The 18,493-nt window shown below is 62.1% G+C and carries 15 protein-coding genes; 2 read left to right on the top strand and 13 right to left on the bottom strand.

Annotation, left to right across the window (positions count from 1 at the left end; translation table 11 throughout):
• Positions 1–255: 255 nt before the first annotated feature.
• Positions 256–2,163, top strand: coding sequence for an esterase EstP (estP, locus tag BM321_RS15835; RefSeq protein ID WP_092443185.1), 1,908 nt, complete (start codon positions 256–258; stop codon positions 2,161–2,163).
• Positions 2,164–2,298: 135 nt separating this feature from the next.
• On the opposite strand, the gene trpE is transcribed toward estP, so the two are convergent.
• The 10 genes from trpE to BM321_RS15780 all read right to left on the bottom strand — a co-directional run bounded on the left by trpE (position 2,299) and on the right by BM321_RS15780 (position 14,769).
• The gene (gene trpE, locus BM321_RS15830) at positions 2,299–3,780 is read right to left on the bottom strand and encodes an anthranilate synthase component I (protein ID WP_092205525.1); all 1,482 of its coding nucleotides are present in this window, start codon (positions 3,778–3,780) and stop codon (positions 2,299–2,301) included.
• A 70-nt stretch (positions 3,781–3,850) separates the two neighbouring features.
• Positions 3,851–4,669 (bottom strand): phosphoglycolate phosphatase, encoded by an 819-nt coding sequence (locus tag BM321_RS15825; RefSeq protein WP_092443183.1) that lies wholly within the window; start codon positions 4,667–4,669, stop codon positions 3,851–3,853.
• Positions 4,666–5,340 (bottom strand): ribulose-phosphate 3-epimerase, encoded by a 675-nt coding sequence (gene rpe, locus BM321_RS15820; RefSeq protein ID WP_092169726.1) that lies wholly within the window; start codon positions 5,338–5,340, stop codon positions 4,666–4,668. The genes BM321_RS15825 and rpe overlap by 4 nt, the downstream gene beginning before the upstream one ends.
• Positions 5,341–5,418: 78 nt before the next feature.
• Entirely contained in the window at positions 5,419–6,567 is a 1,149-nt protein-coding gene (locus tag BM321_RS15815; RefSeq protein ID WP_092443181.1) for an iron-containing alcohol dehydrogenase, read from the bottom strand.
• Between the two features lie 202 nt (positions 6,568–6,769).
• A complete protein-coding gene (locus BM321_RS15805) occupies positions 6,770–7,594 on the bottom strand; it encodes an ABC transporter permease (protein ID WP_092443177.1) in 825 nt (274 codons plus the stop codon).
• Between the two features lie 13 nt (positions 7,595–7,607).
• Positions 7,608–8,855, bottom strand: a complete 1,248-nt coding sequence (locus BM321_RS15800; protein WP_060740368.1) for an ABC transporter permease — start codon at positions 8,853–8,855, stop codon at positions 7,608–7,610.
• Positions 8,856–9,057: 202 nt separating this feature from the next.
• Positions 9,058–10,101: an ABC transporter substrate-binding protein gene (locus BM321_RS15795; RefSeq protein WP_042730717.1), complete on the bottom strand. Its 1,044-nt coding sequence runs from the start codon at positions 10,099–10,101 to the stop codon at positions 9,058–9,060.
• A 50-nt stretch (positions 10,102–10,151) separates the two neighbouring features.
• Positions 10,152–11,276 (bottom strand): ABC transporter ATP-binding protein, encoded by a 1,125-nt coding sequence (locus tag BM321_RS15790; protein WP_072342484.1) that lies wholly within the window; start codon positions 11,274–11,276, stop codon positions 10,152–10,154.
• A 345-nt stretch (positions 11,277–11,621) separates the two neighbouring features.
• Positions 11,622–12,251 (bottom strand): response regulator, encoded by a 630-nt coding sequence (locus tag BM321_RS15785; RefSeq protein ID WP_003177702.1) that lies wholly within the window; start codon positions 12,249–12,251, stop codon positions 11,622–11,624.
• A gap of 121 nt (positions 12,252–12,372) precedes the next feature.
• Positions 12,373–14,769, bottom strand: coding sequence for a PAS domain-containing sensor histidine kinase (locus BM321_RS15780; protein ID WP_092443175.1), 2,397 nt, complete (start codon positions 14,767–14,769; stop codon positions 12,373–12,375).
• Positions 14,770–14,843: 74 nt separating this feature from the next.
• Between BM321_RS15780 and BM321_RS15775 the strand changes: the two genes are divergently transcribed.
• On the top strand, positions 14,844–15,836 hold the full coding sequence (locus BM321_RS15775; RefSeq protein WP_092443173.1) for an alpha/beta hydrolase family protein: 993 nt from the start codon (positions 14,844–14,846) through the stop codon (positions 15,834–15,836).
• Positions 15,837–16,014: 178 nt separating this feature from the next.
• On the opposite strand, the gene BM321_RS15770 is transcribed toward BM321_RS15775, so the two are convergent.
• The 3 genes from BM321_RS15770 to BM321_RS15760 are packed head-to-tail and all read right to left on the bottom strand — an operon-like array spanning position 16,015 to position 18,477.
• On the bottom strand, positions 16,015–16,782 hold the full coding sequence (locus tag BM321_RS15770) for a TerB family tellurite resistance protein (protein ID WP_092331228.1): 768 nt from the start codon (positions 16,780–16,782) through the stop codon (positions 16,015–16,017).
• A 1-nt stretch (position 16,783) separates the two neighbouring features.
• Positions 16,784–17,455, bottom strand: coding sequence for an N-acetylmuramate alpha-1-phosphate uridylyltransferase MurU (gene murU, locus BM321_RS15765; RefSeq protein WP_092443171.1), 672 nt, complete (start codon positions 17,453–17,455; stop codon positions 16,784–16,786).
• Positions 17,452–18,477 (bottom strand): aminoglycoside phosphotransferase family protein, encoded by a 1,026-nt coding sequence (locus tag BM321_RS15760; protein ID WP_092443168.1) that lies wholly within the window; start codon positions 18,475–18,477, stop codon positions 17,452–17,454. Before BM321_RS15760 ends, murU begins: the two co-directional genes overlap by 4 nt.
• Positions 18,478–18,493 lie beyond the last annotated feature (16 nt).

The following is an 18,493-nucleotide window of genomic DNA, read 5'->3' as shown; positions in this document are numbered from 1 at the left end:
AGAATGTTCAGGCGCGCCAACGCCAACGGGCGTGTGCCTTGATCATTTGATCCAGAAGTTTGCTGGCAATCGACACAGGGGAAGTCTCGTTCATACGTTCCGGCACAGTAGCTTAGCTGGGCGGAGCACGCAATATGACCGTTCCCGAAGGGCTTTGAAACAATCGCGACGTTCCGGATAGATGGCAAAACGCCGGAAGTTTTTGGTACTGTCGTTTCGTTTTCTAACAACAAAAAGATAAAAACGGACTTTCCCATGATCAAAAAAACGTTGTTCGTACCGATTGCCGGTTGCCTGCTGGCGATGGCTTGCGCCCAGGCGAACGCCGCTCCCAACCCGTACTCCAAATTCATTGTGTTCGGCGACAGCCTCAATGACGCGGGCCAGTTCGCCGACCCGAATGGCCCGCCCGGCTCGACCGAGCGCTATACCAACCGAACCGGTCCGATCTATACGAACGGCAGCGGTGAAGCCTATTCGGCCAATTCCACCCAACTGCTCGGTGGGCGCCTGGGTTATTCCGCCGACGAGACCGCCGCCTCCACCTCGGCGGTCCGCGCCGACCAAGGGCTGGCAGACGGCAATAACTGGGCGGTGGGCGGTTATCGTACCGACCAGATTCTCGAATCGATCACCGGTGTATCCGACACCGGCGAACGCAGCCGTCCCGGCTATCTGCAATCCAATGGCCTGCGGGCCGATCCGAATGCGCTGTATTACCTTTCCGGTGGCGGTAACGACTTCCTTCAAGGCCGGGTATTGAACACCGCACAAGCGAACGCCGCCGCGGACCGCCTGGCCGACAGCGTCCAGGTGCTGCAGACGGCCGGTGCCCGCTATGTGATGGTCTGGCTGCTGCCCGACCTGGGCCTGACGCCGGCCCTCAATGGCGGCCCCCTGCAGGACACCTTTTCGCAACTGGGCAATCAGTTCAACCAACAGTTGATCTCGCGCCTGCAAGGCATCGACGCCGAAATCATTCCCTTGAACATCCCGCTCTTGCTCAAGGAAAGCTTCGCCGACCCGGCAAGGTTTGGCCTCGCCACCGGGGAGAACCTGACCGCCACCTGCTTCAGCGGCAACGGCTGCACGGAAAACGCCACCTATGGCATTAACAGTGCTACGCCAGATCCCAGCAAGCTGATCTACAACGACGCGGTCCATCCAACCGAAACCGGGCAAAAGCTGATCGCCGACTACGCCTATTCGCTGCTCGCGGCGCCGTGGGAACTGACGTTGCTGCCGGAAATGGCCCACTCGACCCTGCGTGCCCACCAGGATGAGTTGCGCAGCCAGTGGCAATCGGACTGGGAGGACTGGCAGGCGGTCGGCCAGTGGCGAGCCATCGTGGCGGGTGGCGGCCAACATTTGGACATGGACAGCCAGGGCAGCGGCGCCAGCGCCGATGGCAGCGGCTACAGCCTCAACGTCGGCGGCAGCTATCGCCTCAACGAGGCTTGGCGCGTAGGTGTCGCCGCCGGTCTCTACCGCCAGGACATGGAAGCAGGCCACAACGACTCGAAGTACAAGCTCAACAGCTACCTGGCCACCGCCTTCGCCCAGTTCCAGCAAAACCGCTGGTGGGCCGATGCGGCACTGACTGGCGGCAAGCTCGACTACGACAGCCTGGAACGCAAGTTCGACCTGGGCGTCAACGAAGCGCAAGAGAAAGGCGACACCGACGGCCATCTCTGGGCATTCAGCACGCGGGTGGGCTACGACATTGCCCAGCCGGGCAGCGAATGGCACCTCTCGCCGTTTATCAGCGCTGACTATGCGAAGGTGGAAGTCGATGGCTACTCGGAAAAGAGCAACCGCTCCACGGCCCTGACCTTCGATGACCAGACCCGCGACTCGAAACGCCTGGGCATTGGCTTGCAGGGCAAATACAACATCACCCGGCAGACCCAGGTGTTTGGCGAATATGCCCACGAGCGCGAGTACGAAGACGACACGCAAAAGGTCAACATCGCCCTCAACAGCCTGCCCGCCAACGACTTCACGCTGGAAGGCTACACGCCACAGAGCCACCTGAACCGCCTGAGCCTGGGGGTCAGCCACAAGTTGACCAACGACCTGGCGCTGCGGGGCGGTTATACGTTGCGCAAGGATGATGACCTGACCCAGCAGGGGGGGAGCCTGGGCGTCAGCCTGGACTTCTGATCGAAGAGAGCCTGTGGGAGCGAGCTTGCTCGCGATAGCGGAGTGTCAGCCGACATCAATATTGAATGTGCCGCCGCCATCGCGAGCAAGCTCGCTCCCACATGTTGATCGAGCCGCCACAGTTATTGGAGGCCTTCAGTCGTTCGAGGTCTGTTCGGCCAGCGCCACGGCGCGGAACATCGCCCGGCGTTTGTTCAGGGTTTCTTCCCATTCCAATGCCGGCACCGAGTCGGCGACGATGCCGCCGCCGGCCTGCACGTGCAGTTCGCCGTTCTTGATGACCGCGGTGCGGATGGCAATCGCGGTGTCCATGTTGCCGTTCCAGGCGAAATAACCCACGGCCCCGCCGTACACCCCCCGCTTGACCGGCTCCAGTTCGTCGATGATTTCCATCGCGCGGATTTTCGGCGCGCCGGACAAGGTGCCCGCTGGCAGGATTGCCCGCAAGGCATCCATGGCCGTCAGCCCGGCCTTCAATTGGCCGGTGACGTTGGAGACGATGTGCATTACGTTGGAATAGCGCTCGATGACCATCTTCTCGGTGAGTTTCACCGAACCGATTTCCGAGACCCGCCCGGTATCGTTACGCCCCAGGTCGATCAGCATCAGGTGCTCGGCGATTTCCTTGTCGTCCGACAGCAGGTCCTCTTCCAGCGCCCGGTCAGCCTCCTCCGTGGCACCACGGGGGCGAGTGCCGGCGATCGGGCGCACGGTGATCAGGTTGTCTTCGACCCGCACCAGCACTTCCGGTGAACTGCCGACGACATGGAAGTCGCCGAAGTTGAAGAAGTACATGTAGGGCGTCGGGTTGAAGCAGCGCAGCGCCCGGTAGAGATCGATGGGCGCGGCTTTGAAGTCGATGGACATCCGTTGCGACGGCACCACCTGCATGCAGTCGCCCGCCAGGATGTATTCCTTGATGGTGTCGACGGCTCGCTCGTAATCGTCCTGGGTGAAGCTGGAACGGAATACCGGGTCGGCCGCCGACTGCTTGCTGAAATCCAGGCCGGGACGCGGCGTGATCGGCTGACGGAGTTTTTCCAACAGCGCCTGCAGGCTTTTCTGACCTTGCTCGTAGGCATCTTCCCGGGACGGGTCGGCCAGGACGATGGCGTGCATCTTGCCGGCGAGGTTATCGAAGACCACGACGGCGTCGGAGACCATCAGCAAGATATCCGGCACGCCCAGGGGATCGGGGTTCGGGCAGGTGCCCAGGCGTTTTTCCACGTAGCGCACGCAGTCGTAGCCGAAATACCCCACCAGGCCACCGTTGAAACGCGGCAGGCCGGGAATGGTCGGCACGTTGTAGCGGGCCTTGAAGGTTTCGACGAATGCCAGCGGGTCTTCGACGTCGAGGTTTTCGATTTCGACGCCGTCGTGGGTCACGCTGATGCGATGGTCATGGACCCGCAGCACCGTACGGCACGGCAGGCCGATGATGGAATAACGGCCCCACTTTTCCCCGCCCTGTACCGATTCGAGCAGGTAGGAGTTGGGCTGGTCGGCCAGCTTGAGGTAGATCGACAGCGGCGTGTCGAAGTCGGCCAGGGTTTCGCAGGCAAGGGGGATGCGGTTGTAGCCGGCAGCGGCTAGACGCAGGAATTCTTCACGGATCATGGGGTGCCTCGTGGCAAGAGGAGCTGACAGTCAGGTATGCAAACGCGCCGGATAACCGGCCAGGATCACGTCAGGCGCGCCAACGCCAGCGGGCCAAGGCCTTCATGACTTTCATCCAGAGTTTGCGAGTGACCACCACGATGGCGTTTCCAGAAGAGGATTGAACAGCGTCGGGCAACGTTATCTCAGCGGCCGGGTCCAGGCAACCGGGAATTAACAGGCGCAAATCGTCGATCACCAGCGTCGGAAACTCTTCGGCGATGGGCCTGCCGTGGTTGTAGCCGTAACTCAGCGCCACGCATTTGACCCCTGCCGCCTTGGCCGCCAGCACATCGCTGCGCGAGTCGCCGACGAACAAGGATTGGGAGGCCGGGATGTTGGCCATTTTCATCACGAAAAACAGCGCCGCCGGGTCAGGTTTTTTCTGTGGCAAGGTATCACCGCCGATGATCCAGCGGAAATAGCGGCCGATTTTCATCTGGTCCAGCAGCGGCGCAACGAAGCGTTCCGGCTTGTTGGTGATCAGGGCCATTTCCACGCCTTGCTTTTTCAGCCACTTGAGCGTGGAACGTACGCCGGGGTAGACCACCGTCAGCGCGTGGTTGCCTTCGTAGGCTTCGTTGAACAGCTCCAGCGCCCGCTCGGCTTCGGCGTCATCGACGCCCTGGGCATCGATGTGATTGGCCAGGGCCCGGCGCACCAGCATGGGCGCACCGTTGCCCACCCAGTGGCGCACCGAGTCGATGCCGGCGGACGGACGCCCGAGCTTGAGCAGCATACTGTCCACGGCCGCCGCGAGGTCCGGGACCGAATCGACCAATGTGCCATCGAGGTCGAACATCACCAGGCGCGGCAAAGTGCCGGGGAACAGTTGCTCGAAGCCGCTCATGGACGCGCCAGGGCCAGTTCGGCGCGCATTTTTGCAATCACCTCGTTGTAGTCGGGGGCGTTGAAGATCGCCGAGCCCGCGACGAACGTGTCGGCGCCGGCCGCGGCGATTTCACGGATATTGTTCACGTTCACGCCACCGTCGATTTCCAGGCGGATGTCACGTCCCGAGGCATCGATCAGCGCCCGGGCTTCGCGCAACTTGTCGAGGGTGCCCGGGATGAATTTCTGACCGCCGAAGCCAGGGTTGACGCTCATCAGCAAGATCATGTCGACCTTGTCCATCACGTACTTGAGCACGTCCAGGGGCGTCGCCGGGTTGAACACCAGGCCGGCCTTGCAACCGCCCTCGCGGATCAACTGCAGGGAGCGGTCGATGTGCAGCGTGGCTTCTGGGTGGAAGGTGATGTAGGTGGCACCGGCTTCGATGAAGTCACCGACGATGCGGTCCACCGGGCTGACCATCAGGTGCGCGTCGATCGGCGCGGTGATGCCGTACTTGCGCAGCGCCGCGCAGACCATCGGGCCGATGGTCAGGTTGGGTACGTAGTGGTTGTCCATGACATCGAAGTGCACGATGTCGGCCCCGGCGGCCAGAACGTTGTCCACTTCCTCGCCCAGGCGGGCGAAGTCGGCGGAGAGAATCGACGGAGCAATAGCGAAGGGCTGCATGATGCACCTTTTTTGAGCAAAATCACGATGGCGCGCATTGTATACCTCAAGATTTGGCGCGCCCACCGTGACCGTCGATCAATACGCCGCGCGGTAGATCTTCTCGATGTCGCTGGCGGTCAGCTTGCGTGGGTTGTTGCGCATCAGCCGCTCGATCCCCACGGCCTCCAGGGCCATGGACGGAATCACGTCCTCGGTCACGCCCAGGGTACTCAGGCCCCTGGGGATTTCCACGGCGGCGCACAAGGCGACCATGGCTTCCACGGCTTCGTCGGCGGCCTCTATATCGCTCAGATGGCCAGTCCTGATACCCATGGCTTCGGCGATGTCACGCATGCGCTCGACGCACGCCATTTTGTTCCACGCCATGACATACGGCAGCAACAATGCATTGGCGACGCCGTGAGAGACGTGAAAGCGCCCACCTAACGGATAGGCCAGCGCGTGCACCGCGCCAACCCCGGCATTGCCGAAGGCCATGCCGGCCATCAGGCTGGCGGTGGCCATGTCCTCACGGGCTTGCAGATGGGCGGGATTGGCGTAGGCCTTGGGCAAGGCCTTGCTGATCAGCTTGACCGCGCCGATAGCCAGGGCATCGGTGATCGGCGAAGCATTGAGCGACAGGTAGGCCTCGATCGCATGGACCAGCGCGTCGACACCACTGGAGGCCGTTACGCCACGGGGGCACGTGAGGGTCATCTGTGGGCTGACCAGCGCCACGTCCGGCAACAGAAAATCGCTGACGATGCCTTTTTTCAGCTGCGCGGCCTTGTCGGAAAGGATCGCCACGTTGGTGACTTCCGAACCGGTACCGGCGGTGGTGGGGATGGCAATCATGGGCGGGCCTTTGCGCGGCACCTGATCGACGCCGAACATATCTTGCAACTCGCCATGGTACCCGGCATAGACGCCCACGCACTTGGCAATGTCGATGGCACTGCCGCCGCCCAGACCGATCAGGCCATCATGACCACCGTCGCGGTAGGCTTGCATGCAATCCTCGACGATGGCGATTTCCGGGTCCGGCATGACCCGGTCGAAAATCTCGTAGTCGCGTCCGCCCAGATGTTGCAGGGCCAGCTCCACGGTGCCGGACTGGACCAACGCCGCATCGGTCACGATCAGCGGGTTGTCGACGTCCAGGCGCGTCAACTCGACGGCCAGTTGCTCGATGGCAGCGGCACCGGTGATCAGTTTATGGGCGATCTTGAATGAGGAAAGACTCATGTGCGCGGCCTCTTGTTCGAGTGTGGGCTGGCACAAGAATAGCTCGGTATTGAGGGTTGTCTGCTATTCAGCTTATGAATGCAATGAGAAACCCTGTGGGAGCGAGCTTGCTCGCGATAGCGGTGGAACATTCAACATTGATGCTGAATGTCAGTGCGCTATCGCGAGCAAGCTCGCTCCCACATTTGGACGACGCTGACCTTCAGACCTGGGCCGTGCGCAACTTCTCGCTACGCCCACGCAACCACTCCAGGGTCAGCAGCAGGATCACCGAGAAGGCAATCAGCAGCGTCGCCGCCGCCGCGATGGTGGGGCTGAGGTTTTCGCGGATGCCGCTGAACATCTGCCGGGGCAACGTTGCCTGCTCGGGACCGGCCAGGAACAGGGTCACCACCACTTCATCGAACGACGTCGCGAAGGCGAACAGGGCCCCGGAGATCACGCCCGGGGCGATCAACGGCAGGGTCACCCGACGAAACGCCGTCAGGGGCGAAGCCCCGAGGCTGGCGGCGGCGCGGACCAGGTTGTGATTGAACCCCTGCAAGGTCGCCGACACCGTGATGATGACGAACGGTACACCCAGCACGGCGTGGACCACGATCAGCGAGAGGAAACTGTTGCCCAACCCCAGCGGTGCGAAGAACAGGTAGCTGGCCACGCCGATGATCACCACCGGCACCACCATGGGCGAAATCACCAGGGCCATCACCAGCGCCTTGCCCGGGAAGTCACCGCGGGTCAGGCCGATGGCCGCCAGCGTGCCAAAGATCATCGCCAGCAACGTCGCCGCCGGGGCCACGATGATGCTGTTTTTCAGCGCCCGCATCCACTCGGCCGAGGCGAAGAAATCGTGGTACCACTGCAGCGAGAAACCTTGCAGCGGGTATACCAGGAAACTGCCGGAGTTGAACGACAGCGGAATGATCACCAGCACCGGCAGGATCAGGAACAACAGGATCAGCCCGCAGAGTGTGCGCAAGGTGTAGTACCACACCCGTTCGATGGGAGACATGTAAGGACTCAGCATTTTCGATCTCCCCTTAGCTCAGGCGCAGGCGGCTGGCGCCCACCAACCGGTTGTAAATCAGGTAAAGCACGACGGTCGCCAGCAACAGCAGCCCGCCGAGCGCCGTGGCCATGCCCCAGTTGATACTGGTGTTGGTGTAGAACGCGACGAAATAGCTGACCATCTGGTCGTTCGGGCTGCCCAGCAGCGCCGGCGTGATGTAGTAGCCGATGGCGAGGATGAACACCAACAGGCAACCGGCGCCGACACCGGCATAGGTCTGCGGGAAATACACCCGCCAGAAACTGGCGAACGGATGGCAGCCTAGGGAAATCGCCGCCCGCATGTAGGTGGGCGAGATGCCCTTCATCACGCTGTAGATCGGCAGGATCATGAACGGCAGCAGGATATGGACCATGGAGATGTAGACACCGGTGCGGTTGAACACCAGCTCCAGGGGCTTATCGATGATGCCCATGGCCATCAGGCCACTGTTGATCAGGCCGCCCGACTGCAGCAACACGATCCACGCGGCGACGCGCACCAGGATCGAGGTCCAGAACGGTAGCAACACCAGGATCATCAACAGGTTGCTTTGGCGCGACGGCAGGTTCGCCAGCAGGTAGGCCAGCGGATAGGCCAGCACCAGGCAGATCGCGGTGATGACCAGGCCCATCCAGAACGTACGGGTGAAAATATCCAGGTAAATCGCCTGGTCGGGAGTCGCCGGGGCCAGTTCCCCCAGGTCATCAATGCGATGGTCGACGGCCGCCAGCAGGTAGTACGGGGTGACGTTACTGGTGTTACGGCGGACCACCTGCCAGTACGCCGGGTCGCCCCAACGCTCATCGAGGTTTTCCATGGCTTCTTTATAGGAAGCCGGCTCGGTGGCAAACGGCAACGCCCGAGCAGTCTTGGTCAGCAGGCTGCGATAGCCGGCCAGTTCCATGTTCAGGCGCTTGGACAAGTCGCCCAGGGTCTGATTCTTGCGGGCTTCGGCCAGGTCTTCACTGGCGGCCTTGTACACTGGCTCGCCCGGCAAACCGCGTCCGTCCCAGGCCGCGACGGCAGCGACCGTGCGTGGCATGGCGCCCACCACTTCCGGGTTGCTGACGCTTTTGAACAGCAGCGCCACGATCGGCACCAGGAACACCAGCAACAGAAACAGCACCAGCGGCGCAATCAAGGCCTGGGCCTTCCAGCGGTTGACCCGCTCGGCGCGCTTGAGCCGTTGCTTGAGGGTGGGGCTGGTGCCCGCGTTCAGTGGAACGGCGATGGCCATGGCGAACTCCGCAAATCTTTTTATCGTTACAGGGGGCGGCGGGCCGCCTCTGTTCTTTTGAAACATCCGATTGAAGCAAGCACCTGTGGGAGCGAGCTTGCTCGCGATGGCTACGGCACATTCAACATTGATGTGTCTGACAAACCGCTATCGCGAGCAAGCTCGCTCCCACAGGGATCTCATCCAGCTTCAGACCGTCGGGTTATTTGGCCGCCCAGGAGTTGAAGCGCTGCTCCAGTTGCTCACCGTTGTCAGCCCAGAAGCTGACGTCGATCTGCACCTGGTTGGCGATGTTTTCCGGGGTGGTCGGCATGTCTTTCAGGACATCCTTGGCCAGCAACGGCACAGCCTGGGTATTGGCCGGGCCGTAGGCGATGTTTTCCGAGTAGGTCTTCTGCTGCTGCGGTGCAACCGAGAAGGCGATGAATTTCTTCGCCGCTTCGGCGCGGGTCTTGTCCAGGCCGCGCGGGATGGCCCAAGCGTCGAAGTCGTAGATACCGCCGTTCCACACCACTTTCAGGTTGCTTTCTTTCTGTACCGCGGCGATCCGGCCGTTGTAGGCCGAGCTCATGACCACGTCACCGGAAGCCAGGTATTGCGGCGGCTGGGCGCCGGCTTCCCACCACTGGATATTCGGCTTGAGCTCGTCGAGCTTTTTGAACGCACGGTCCTGGCCATCCTTGCCGGCCAGCACTTTGTAGACGTCTTTCGGCGCAACGCCGTCGGCCATCAAGGCGAATTCCAGGGTGTACTTGGCGCCTTTGCGCAGGCCACGCTTGCCCGGGAATTGCTTGGTGTCCCAGAAGTCTGCCCAACTGGTCGGCGCGGTCTTGAGTTTGTCGGCGTTGTAGGCCAGCACGGTCGACCACACGAAGAAACCTACGCCGCAAGGCTGGATGGCGCCCTTGACGTAGTCTTCGGTCTTGCCGAACAGGGCCGGGTCCAGTTGCTCGAACATGTCTTCGTCGCAACCACGGGACAATTCCGGAGACTCGACTTCCACCAGGTCCCAGGAAACGCTCTTGGTGTCGACCATGGCCTTGACCTTGGCCATTTCGCCGTTGTACTCGCCAGCCACGATCTTGCCGTTGCCGGCCGCTTCCCACGGTGCGTAGAAGGCTTTGACCTGAGCCGCCTTGTTCGCCCCGCCGAAAGACACCACGGTCAGGTCCGGGCCCGCCGCCATCGCGCTTGCCGCACCCATCATGCCCAGTGTCAGGGCTGTGAACTTCAGGGATCTCAACATTTATTGTTCTCTCCACGTGCAGGGTTGGTGTTGGTACAGCAGGGGGGCGATCAATTCGCCTCTAGAAGGGGATCGAGCGCACGCACATGCTCGACTTGCCAGCCAAGCGGAACCACGTCGCCGACGGCGAGCGCGGGATCGAGCTCGGCAATCGGTTGCTTCACGAAGAAGTCGTTCTTGCCACAGACTTCCAGGCGAACCCGGACGTGGTCGCCCAGATAGATGAATTCCGCCACCCTCCCTGAGAAGCGGTTGACACATTGTTCGCTGACACCGTTGAGACTCACCCGCTCCGGACGGATCGACAGGGTCACCGGCTCGCCGGGCTGACCGACGTTCACCGCCAGGGCCTCGACTTTCTCGCCGCGCGCCAACTCCACCAGGCAACGATCGCCGGTGTGGCTGTGCAGGCGACCGTTGAGACGGTTGTTTTCGCCGATGAAGTTGGCGACGAAAGTATTTTTCGGCTCTTCGTACAGGGTGCGCGGCGGGGCGATCTGTTGGATCTCACCCTGGTGGAACACCGCTACGCGGTCGGACATGGTCAAGGCTTCGCCCTGGTCGTGGGTCACGTACACCACGGTCACGCCAAGGCGCTGGTGCAGGTGCTTGATTTCCATCTGCATGTGTTCGCGCAATTGCTTGTCCAGCGCACCCAGGGGTTCGTCCATCAGCACCAACTGCGGCTCGAACACCAGCGCCCGGGCCAGGGCCACCCGTTGTTGCTGGCCGCCGGACAATTGCGCCGGGTAGCGTTGGGCGAAGCTGTCCAACTGGACCATGCTCAGGACACGCTTGACCCGATCACTCACGTCGCTCTTGTTCAGGCCTCGCACGGTCAGCGGGAACGCAAGGTTCTCGGCGACGGTCATGTGCGGGAACAAGGCGTAGTTCTGGAACACCATGCCGATGTCGCGCTTGTGCGGCGGCACATTGTTGATCGAGCGCCCGGCCAGCAGGATCTCGCCGGCGGTTGGGGTTTCAAACCCGGCGAGCATCATCAGGCTGGTGGTCTTGCCGGAGCCGGAAGGCCCGAGCAGGGTCAGGAATTCGCCTTTGCGAATGTCCAGGTTGAGGTCTTTGACGATCAGGTTCTCGCCGTCGTAGCTCTTCTGCACACCACGAAAGCTGACCAGCACATCGCTGGCCCCCGCGCTTGAATCGACCTGGCTCATACCCGCACCTTTTGTTTTGATGACTGCTTGTGAATCAAGCCTAGTGGACCCTGGGGTCCGCGCAAATCGGGGCGCAGGAGAGAATCGCCTCAGCCGGATGGAAGAGTCGGGGTAGGGATTGCCCTACAAGGATGGCGGGATTGGGTAAATGCAGCGGTGCGTTTTAAGCGCCAAGCTGCAAGCAGGGGCAAAAGGCGCTGTCGGGGTGTGTCGCAAATGGATATGCCGAGACAAAACCCTGTGGGAGCGAGCTTGCTCGCGATAGCGGAGTGTCAGCCAACATCAATATTGAATGTGCCGCCGCCATCGCGAGCAAGCTCGCTCCCACAGAGGGCGTGCTGAAGCTCAGAGCAACTTGTGCTCCATCGCATATTTCACCAACTCGGCCAATGAGGTGATGTTGAGTTTCTGCATCAGCCGCGCCTTGTGGGTGCTGATGGTCTTGCTGCTCAGGGCCAGTTGCTGGGCGATGTCGTTGACATTGGCGCCCTGGGCCAGGCGTTCGAAAACCGAGAATTCACGCTCGGACAGCAGCGAGTGCAGCGGGCGGGTGTCGGTCAGGCCGACTTCGAAGACCATGCGGTCGGCCAGGTCCGGGTCGATGTAGCGCCCGCCGGCCGCGACCTTGCGAATCGCCATGAGCAGCAGGGCCGGGTCGCTGTCCTTGGTTGCGTAGCCCGCGGCGCCGACCTTCAGGGCACGGGCGGCCATTTGTGCCTCGTCATGCATCGACAGCACCAGGATGGCCGGCGGATTGTTCAACGCACGGATCCGCGGGATCGCCTCCAGGCCGTTGACGCCCGGCATGGAGATATCCAGCAGCACCACTTCGCAGGGCACGTGGCGCAGGGTCTCGAGCAACTGTTCGCCATTGCTCGCCTCCCCCACCACCAGCAGATCCTTGGCCAGGCCGATCAACTGCTTGATGCCTTCGCGGACGATGGTGTGGTCTTCGGCTACCAGTACACGGATCACATGCTTCTCCAGATTCAGGATCTCATCGCGAGCAAGCTCGCTCCCACACGGTTTGTGTACACCTCGATCGATGTGGGAGCGAGCTTGGTCGCGATAGCATCAGCCCAGGCAACCCAAACCATCAGGCCTCATTCAACGGCACCCGCACCGACAGGGTGGTGCCCTCCCCCGGTTCACTATCCAGGGTCAACTGTCCACCCATGATCAGCACCCGTTCACGCATGCCGACCAAGCCAAAGGACGTTGGCCGGCTCGTATCGGTAATAAATCCTACACCGTCGTCGCTGACGGTCAGACATAAATCAGCGCCCTGCTGAACCAGCGTCAACTCCACGGTATGCGCCTGGGCATGGCGCATCACGTTGGTCAGCGCCTCCTGGAGAATCCGGAACAGGCCGATGGCCTTGGCGTCACTCAGGGCCGGCAGGTTGTCCGGCACCTGCACCAGGCAAGGAATCTGCGTTCGCGCCTCGAAGCGCCGGGCCTGCCATTCGATGGCCGAGGCGATGCCGGCATCCAGGATTGGCGGGCGCAACGCCGTCGCCACGTCCCGCACCAGCTGGAACAACTGAGCAATCAGGCGCTTCATGCTGTTAAGCCGCTCATGCAGGCCCGGGTCGAGTTGCGCGTAGGCCAATTCACACATGGAAGTTTCAAGCTTCAACACCGTCAGCATCTGGCCCAGCTCATCGTGGACTTCCCGGGCAATGCGCGCTTTTTCCTCTTCCCGCACGCTTTCCAGGTGCGCCGACAACTCGCGCAACTGCTCCCGGGAACGGGCCAATTCCAGTTCGATGCGCTTGCTGTCGGTGATGTCCCAGACGATACCGTCCCAGACATAGGCGCCATCTTCGAGACGCCGAGTGATCGCCTTGATCTCGGCCCAACGCTCCTGGCCTTCGCGGGTCAGGATGCGGCCCTGCCATGACCAGTCACTGTCGGTATCCAGCGCCTGGTCCTGGGTGCGGTGATAATCGGCCTTGTCCTGCGGATGCACCAGGCTACGCAGCCCGGTGTCGCTGCGGGCCAGGGTCGCAGGGGAATAACCCACCAGGCTTTCGCTGCCTTCGCTGATGTAGGCATAGTCGATCTGGCCGGTCACCGGCGCCCGCTCCAGGCGAAAGACCAGGCCTGGCACATTGGCGGCGATGCCTTGCAGCCGCGCCTCGCTTTCGCGCATCGCTGCCAGCGCACGTCGGCGCTCGGTCACATCATTGAGGTAGACCACCAGGTATTCGGCGTCGCGAAAACGCAGGAAGCTCAGGGAAACGTCGGTCGGCAGGATGCTGCCATCGGCTCGCACGCACTCGGTTTCGAAGCTCTGCGGCCCCTCTTCACTGGCCCGGGCGCGCTTCCACAGGTTCAACCAGCGGTCCATGTGCAAGCCCGGCTCGAAGTCGATCAAGGGCCGGTCGATGATGGCGCCCGAAGCGTAGCCGAGCATGGTTTCGGCCGCTCGGTTGGCATACCGCACGTGGCTGTCCCAATTGACCCACAGGATGCCGACCGTGCTTTGATCGATGGAGAACTGGGTCAGGCGCAAGGCCTCTTCGCTGGCCGCACGCTGGGCGATGTCCTCCCTCGCGGCACGCAGGCGGCGCTCCAGTGCGCGTTGCTGGCGGCGCTGCCAGAACACGATGGCGACACTGCTGAGCAGCAGGGCCAGGATCAACAGGGTCAGGTTCTGCCAGAAACCCGGGGTCTCGGTCAGGCGCGGGTATTTTGGCTTGAGCCAACGACTGTGCAGCTGCTCCAGCTCCTTGGCCGGGATTGCCTGCAAACCTCTGTCGATGATTTCTGCCAGCTCCGGCCAGTCCCGGCGTGTGGCAACCCGTAGCAACTGCGGCAAGCCAATGTCGCCCACCACCGCCAGCTCGGCGAATTCGGGTTCGACCATCAACCTACCCAGTTGCGCCTCGTCGACCACCGCGTACCGGGCCTGCTGGGTCAGCAGCAATTGCAGGGCCTCGCGCTCCATCGGCACGCCTTGCAGGTTCAGCGTCGGGTAGTTGCTGCGCAGGTAATCGGCCGTGGCACTGGGCATGCGCACCGCGACGCGGGCCTGGGCGTCGAGCTTTTCCAACTCCACCCCCTCGGCGCCTTTCTGCGCGCCGACGATCAATTGCGGCACGCGCATGTAGGGATCGGAAAACTGCCAGAGCTTGAGCCCGCCCGGGGATTGGGTCAGGCCCGGAGCGATGTCCACCTCGCCGGCACGCACCGCGGCTTCCAGTTGCGCCACGTCCTGGAAGTTGCGCCAGGTCAGCTCGACGTTCAACGCCTTGCCCAGCCACTGCATCAACTCGACATTGGTGCCGGACAAACGCTGCAAGCGCCGGTCGTATTGCGCATAGGGCGCCTGCAAGACCAGGCCGACCCGCCACTGCGGATGTTGCACCAGCCATTGGCGCTGTTCTGCATTCAATTGCACCCCTGGCGCCGACGGCGCGGGCGCGGCCCACGCCATCAAGGGAAGCCATAAACAGCCGATAACCCACAGGCAGCAAAAACGCATCATTGAAGTCTCATGCACTGACAAATACAGACCAACCCATTAGGCTGCCGGAAATACTTCTGGTCATGGAATATCCGATGCCCTCTGTTTATCGCCTGGCGTTGCCAGCATTGTGCCTATCGCTGATCCTGCCAAGTGCCTTTTCTGTCCAGGCCAGCGAAACGGCCCCCGCCACCGAGCAACCCGCCGGGGAAAAACCTGTCGAGCGCCAACCTTTGCTCGAGCGTAGCCAGGAAGAAGCGGCCGCACTGGGGCGAAAAGTCCCGCCCCAGGAACAGCAACAGTTGCAGACCGGCAGCGACACTTTCCTGGCACTGTGGAAACCGGCCAATACCAGTGACCCCAGAGGCGCGGTCATCATCATCCCTGGTGCCGGCGAAACCGCTGACTGGCCTCAAGTCGTCGGCCCATTACGCAAAAAGTTGCCCGATGTTGAATGGAGCAGCCTGAGTATCACCCTGCCGGACCTGCAAAGCGATGTCATTGCTCCTCGCGTGGAGGAAGCCGCGCCCGAGACCAAGCCAGCCGACACCGCTGCCGCGGCACCGGACGCGACCACTTCGGCGCCGATCGAACAGGTCGCCGGCGGCGAAGCCGATGCGGTGGATCCGGTCGTTGCGCAAACCGATGAAGAACATGCCAAGGCCGACGCCGAGCGCATCTTCGCCCGCATCGATGCGGCGCTGGCCTACGCCGAACAGCAAAGCGCACGCCGTATCGTGCTACTGGGCCATGGCACCGGCGCCTATTGGGCCGCGCGTTACTTGAGTGAAAAGCAACCCTCGCAAGTCGAACGCTTCGTGATGGTGGCTGCACAGACGCCGGTCACTGCCAAGCCCGGCCTGGCCGAACTGACCCCGACCTTGAAACTGGCGACCGCCGATATTTTCTACATGGACAAACCGCTGGATCGCAACGCGGCGCTGGAGCGCCTGCAAGGGAGCAAACGCTTGAAAGGTTCGACCTTCAGCCAGGTATCCCTCAAGGCCCTGCCGAACCCGTCGGCGGAGCAGGAGCAGTTGTTTCGTCGGGTCCGGGGTTGGTTGAATCCGCAGAAGCCGGGGGAGTAAGGCTGACTGCTGGCCAAGCCGAAGACTGACTTTGTGGCGAGGGGATTTATCCCCGCTGGGTTGCGCAGCAACCCTAAAACCCGCGCAACAACACCATCTGATGGCGAGCGCTGCGCACTCGAGCGGGGATAAATCCCCTCGCCACAGTTGTTCCCCTCCTTATCTACTGTTATCCCTTCTAGCGAAAATCCCGCCGCTCGCGAATCAACCGGTAGGCGTTATGCAGCTCTCGGGTTTTGTCGGTGGCTTCACGCACCTGCAAGGGCGTCGCCCCGCTGCCGGCAATCTTGTCCGGGTGATGACGGCTGAGCAGTCGCCGGTAGGCACGCTTGATCTGCGACGGTTCGCTGGTGGCCGAAACTCCCAGCAAGCGCAAGGCCTCCTGATAGGTCACGCCGGCGTTGGGCCGCGACAGTTTCTGCGGTTCGTAATCAGCCGCCAGCGCCTGGACCTGTTGCGGCGTCCAGCCCAACCAGCGGCCCCATTGGGCCACCAGCTCCCGCTCGGCGACACCGGCACGCCCATCGGCCCAGACCATCCGCCAACAGGCGCGCAATACCCCTTCAGCCGCATGGGGCTGGACCGCCAGGCGACGCATGTAACCGCGCAACCGATCGTTTCCGGACTTGCCTCGGTTGAACGCCGCGATCGCCCGGCGTTGCGCCGATTCACTCAAGTCCAACGCCCGCATCTCCTGGCGAGCTTGCTGGATGTGGCCGTCGACCACGCGCCCATCGCATTTGGCCAGGCGCCCGAGCAATACGAACAACAATTCATCGTTGCGCAACGCCGGGCGGCCGCCCAGGCGCTCGCGTACTTGCGCCCAGCCCTGCAGGTTCAGGCGCCGGTCCAGCGCCTGCCCCAACAACGCGCCAAGCATGGCCCCCGGAATGCTGGCAATGGCAAAGCCCGCCCCGGCCCCAATCAGAGTCCCTGGCCACCACATATCAACCGCTCGCTTCTATCAAGGTTTCGACCTGCGCCAAACGCTCATGGGTGCCGACATCGACCCAATGCCCTTTCAGGTGCTCGCCACTGACGCCCCCCTCGGCCATGGCCGTGCGCAACAGCGGTGCGAGCTTGAAGGCACCGCCAGTGCAACCGTCGAACAACCGCGGGTGCAGGACGGCGATGCCGCTATAGGTCAGGTTGTCGGCAGGCGTTCGCCCATCGTGAACCTTTCCGTCGGCCAGGATGAAATCGCCGTCCGGGTGATGCTGCGGATTATCGACAAGCACCAGATGCGCCAGCCCTTTGAGCGGCCTGCGCAACGCGCTGAAATCGTAGTCGGTCCAGATATCGCCATTGACCACCACAAACGCGTCATCGCCCAGCAACGGCAAGGCCCGGAAAATCCCTCCCCCGGTCTCCAGCGGCTCGCCTTCGGGTGAAAACCGAATGCTCACACCAAAACCCGAACCGTCCCCCAGGTGATCTTCGATCTGCTGGCCGAGCCAGGCGTGATTGATCACGATCTCGCTGAACCCGGCCTTGGCGAGCGCTCGCAAGTGGTATTCGATCAAGGGAACGCCACCCACGCGAATCAACGGCTTTGGCGTGGTGAGGGTCAAGGGGCGCATGCGCTCGCCCTTGCCCGCCGCCAGGATCATCGCCTTCATGCCGTTGCTCCGGCCGACCGCCGCAGGCTGCCAAGCAGCTCATCGAGCGGTGCCAGTTCAGGACGCCGGGCAATGACCGCTTCTATATAGGCAAAGAAACGCGGCACATCGCCGAGGTAACGTGGTTTGCCATCACGGTGGCAAATGCGCGCGAAGATCCCGATGACCTTGAGGTGACGCTGCACGCCCATCAAGTCGCTGGCCCGCAGGAAATCCTCGAGGTCCGGCTGGACGGGAATGCCAAGGGCGCCAGCCTGCTGCCAGTAACGCTCGAGCCAACCGCGCACACGCGCCTCGGGCCAACTGAGGAAGGCATCCTTGAACAGGCACGTTACGTCGTAGGTCACCGGGCCATAGACCGCATCCTGAAAGTCCAGCACACCGGGGTTCGGTACGCTGAGCATCAGGTTGCGCGGCATGTAGTCGCGGTGCACCAGCACTTTGGGCTGGGCCAGGGCGCTGTCGATCAACAGTTCGCTGGCCTGTTGCCAGAGTTGCTGCTGGGCCGGATTGAGTTCGATGCCCAGCTCGCGCTTGACGTACCACTCGGGAAACAATTCCAGCTCCCGACGCAGCAACGCGACATCGTAGCTCGGCAACGGCGCGACCATCGGCAGTTGCTGGAAAGCCAACAAGGCTTGCAAGGCATCGCCGAATAAATCGTCGGCATTTTCGCCGTCGATCACGTCCAGGTAGGTCTGATTGCCCAGGTCATTGAGCAAAAGAAAGCCGCGTTCAAGGTCTTCGGCATAAATTTTTGGCACGTTGATGCCGGATTTCGCCAATAAAAAAGCAATATCCACGAAAGGTTTGCAGTTTTCCTGGGGCGGTGGCGCGTCCATTACGATCAAACTGCGGCCCTCGCCTTCCCAGCGGAAATACCGCCGGAAACTCGCGTCACTGCTGGCGGCGGTCAACGTGGCCGGGGGTACGGTGCCCCAACCCTGTTGAGTGAAAAGGATCGGCAGTTGTTCATCGAGCCAAACTTTCAGGTGTTGCAAGCGTACATCTTGGTCGGGCATTGCAAGGGTCTCCGAC

It is taken from the genome of Pseudomonas sp. NFIX10, from assembly GCF_900111955.1.
Lineage (GTDB): Bacteria > Pseudomonadota > Gammaproteobacteria > Pseudomonadales > Pseudomonadaceae > Aquipseudomonas > Aquipseudomonas fluorescens_AA.
This window is presented reverse-complemented; position numbering and strand designations above follow the sequence as displayed.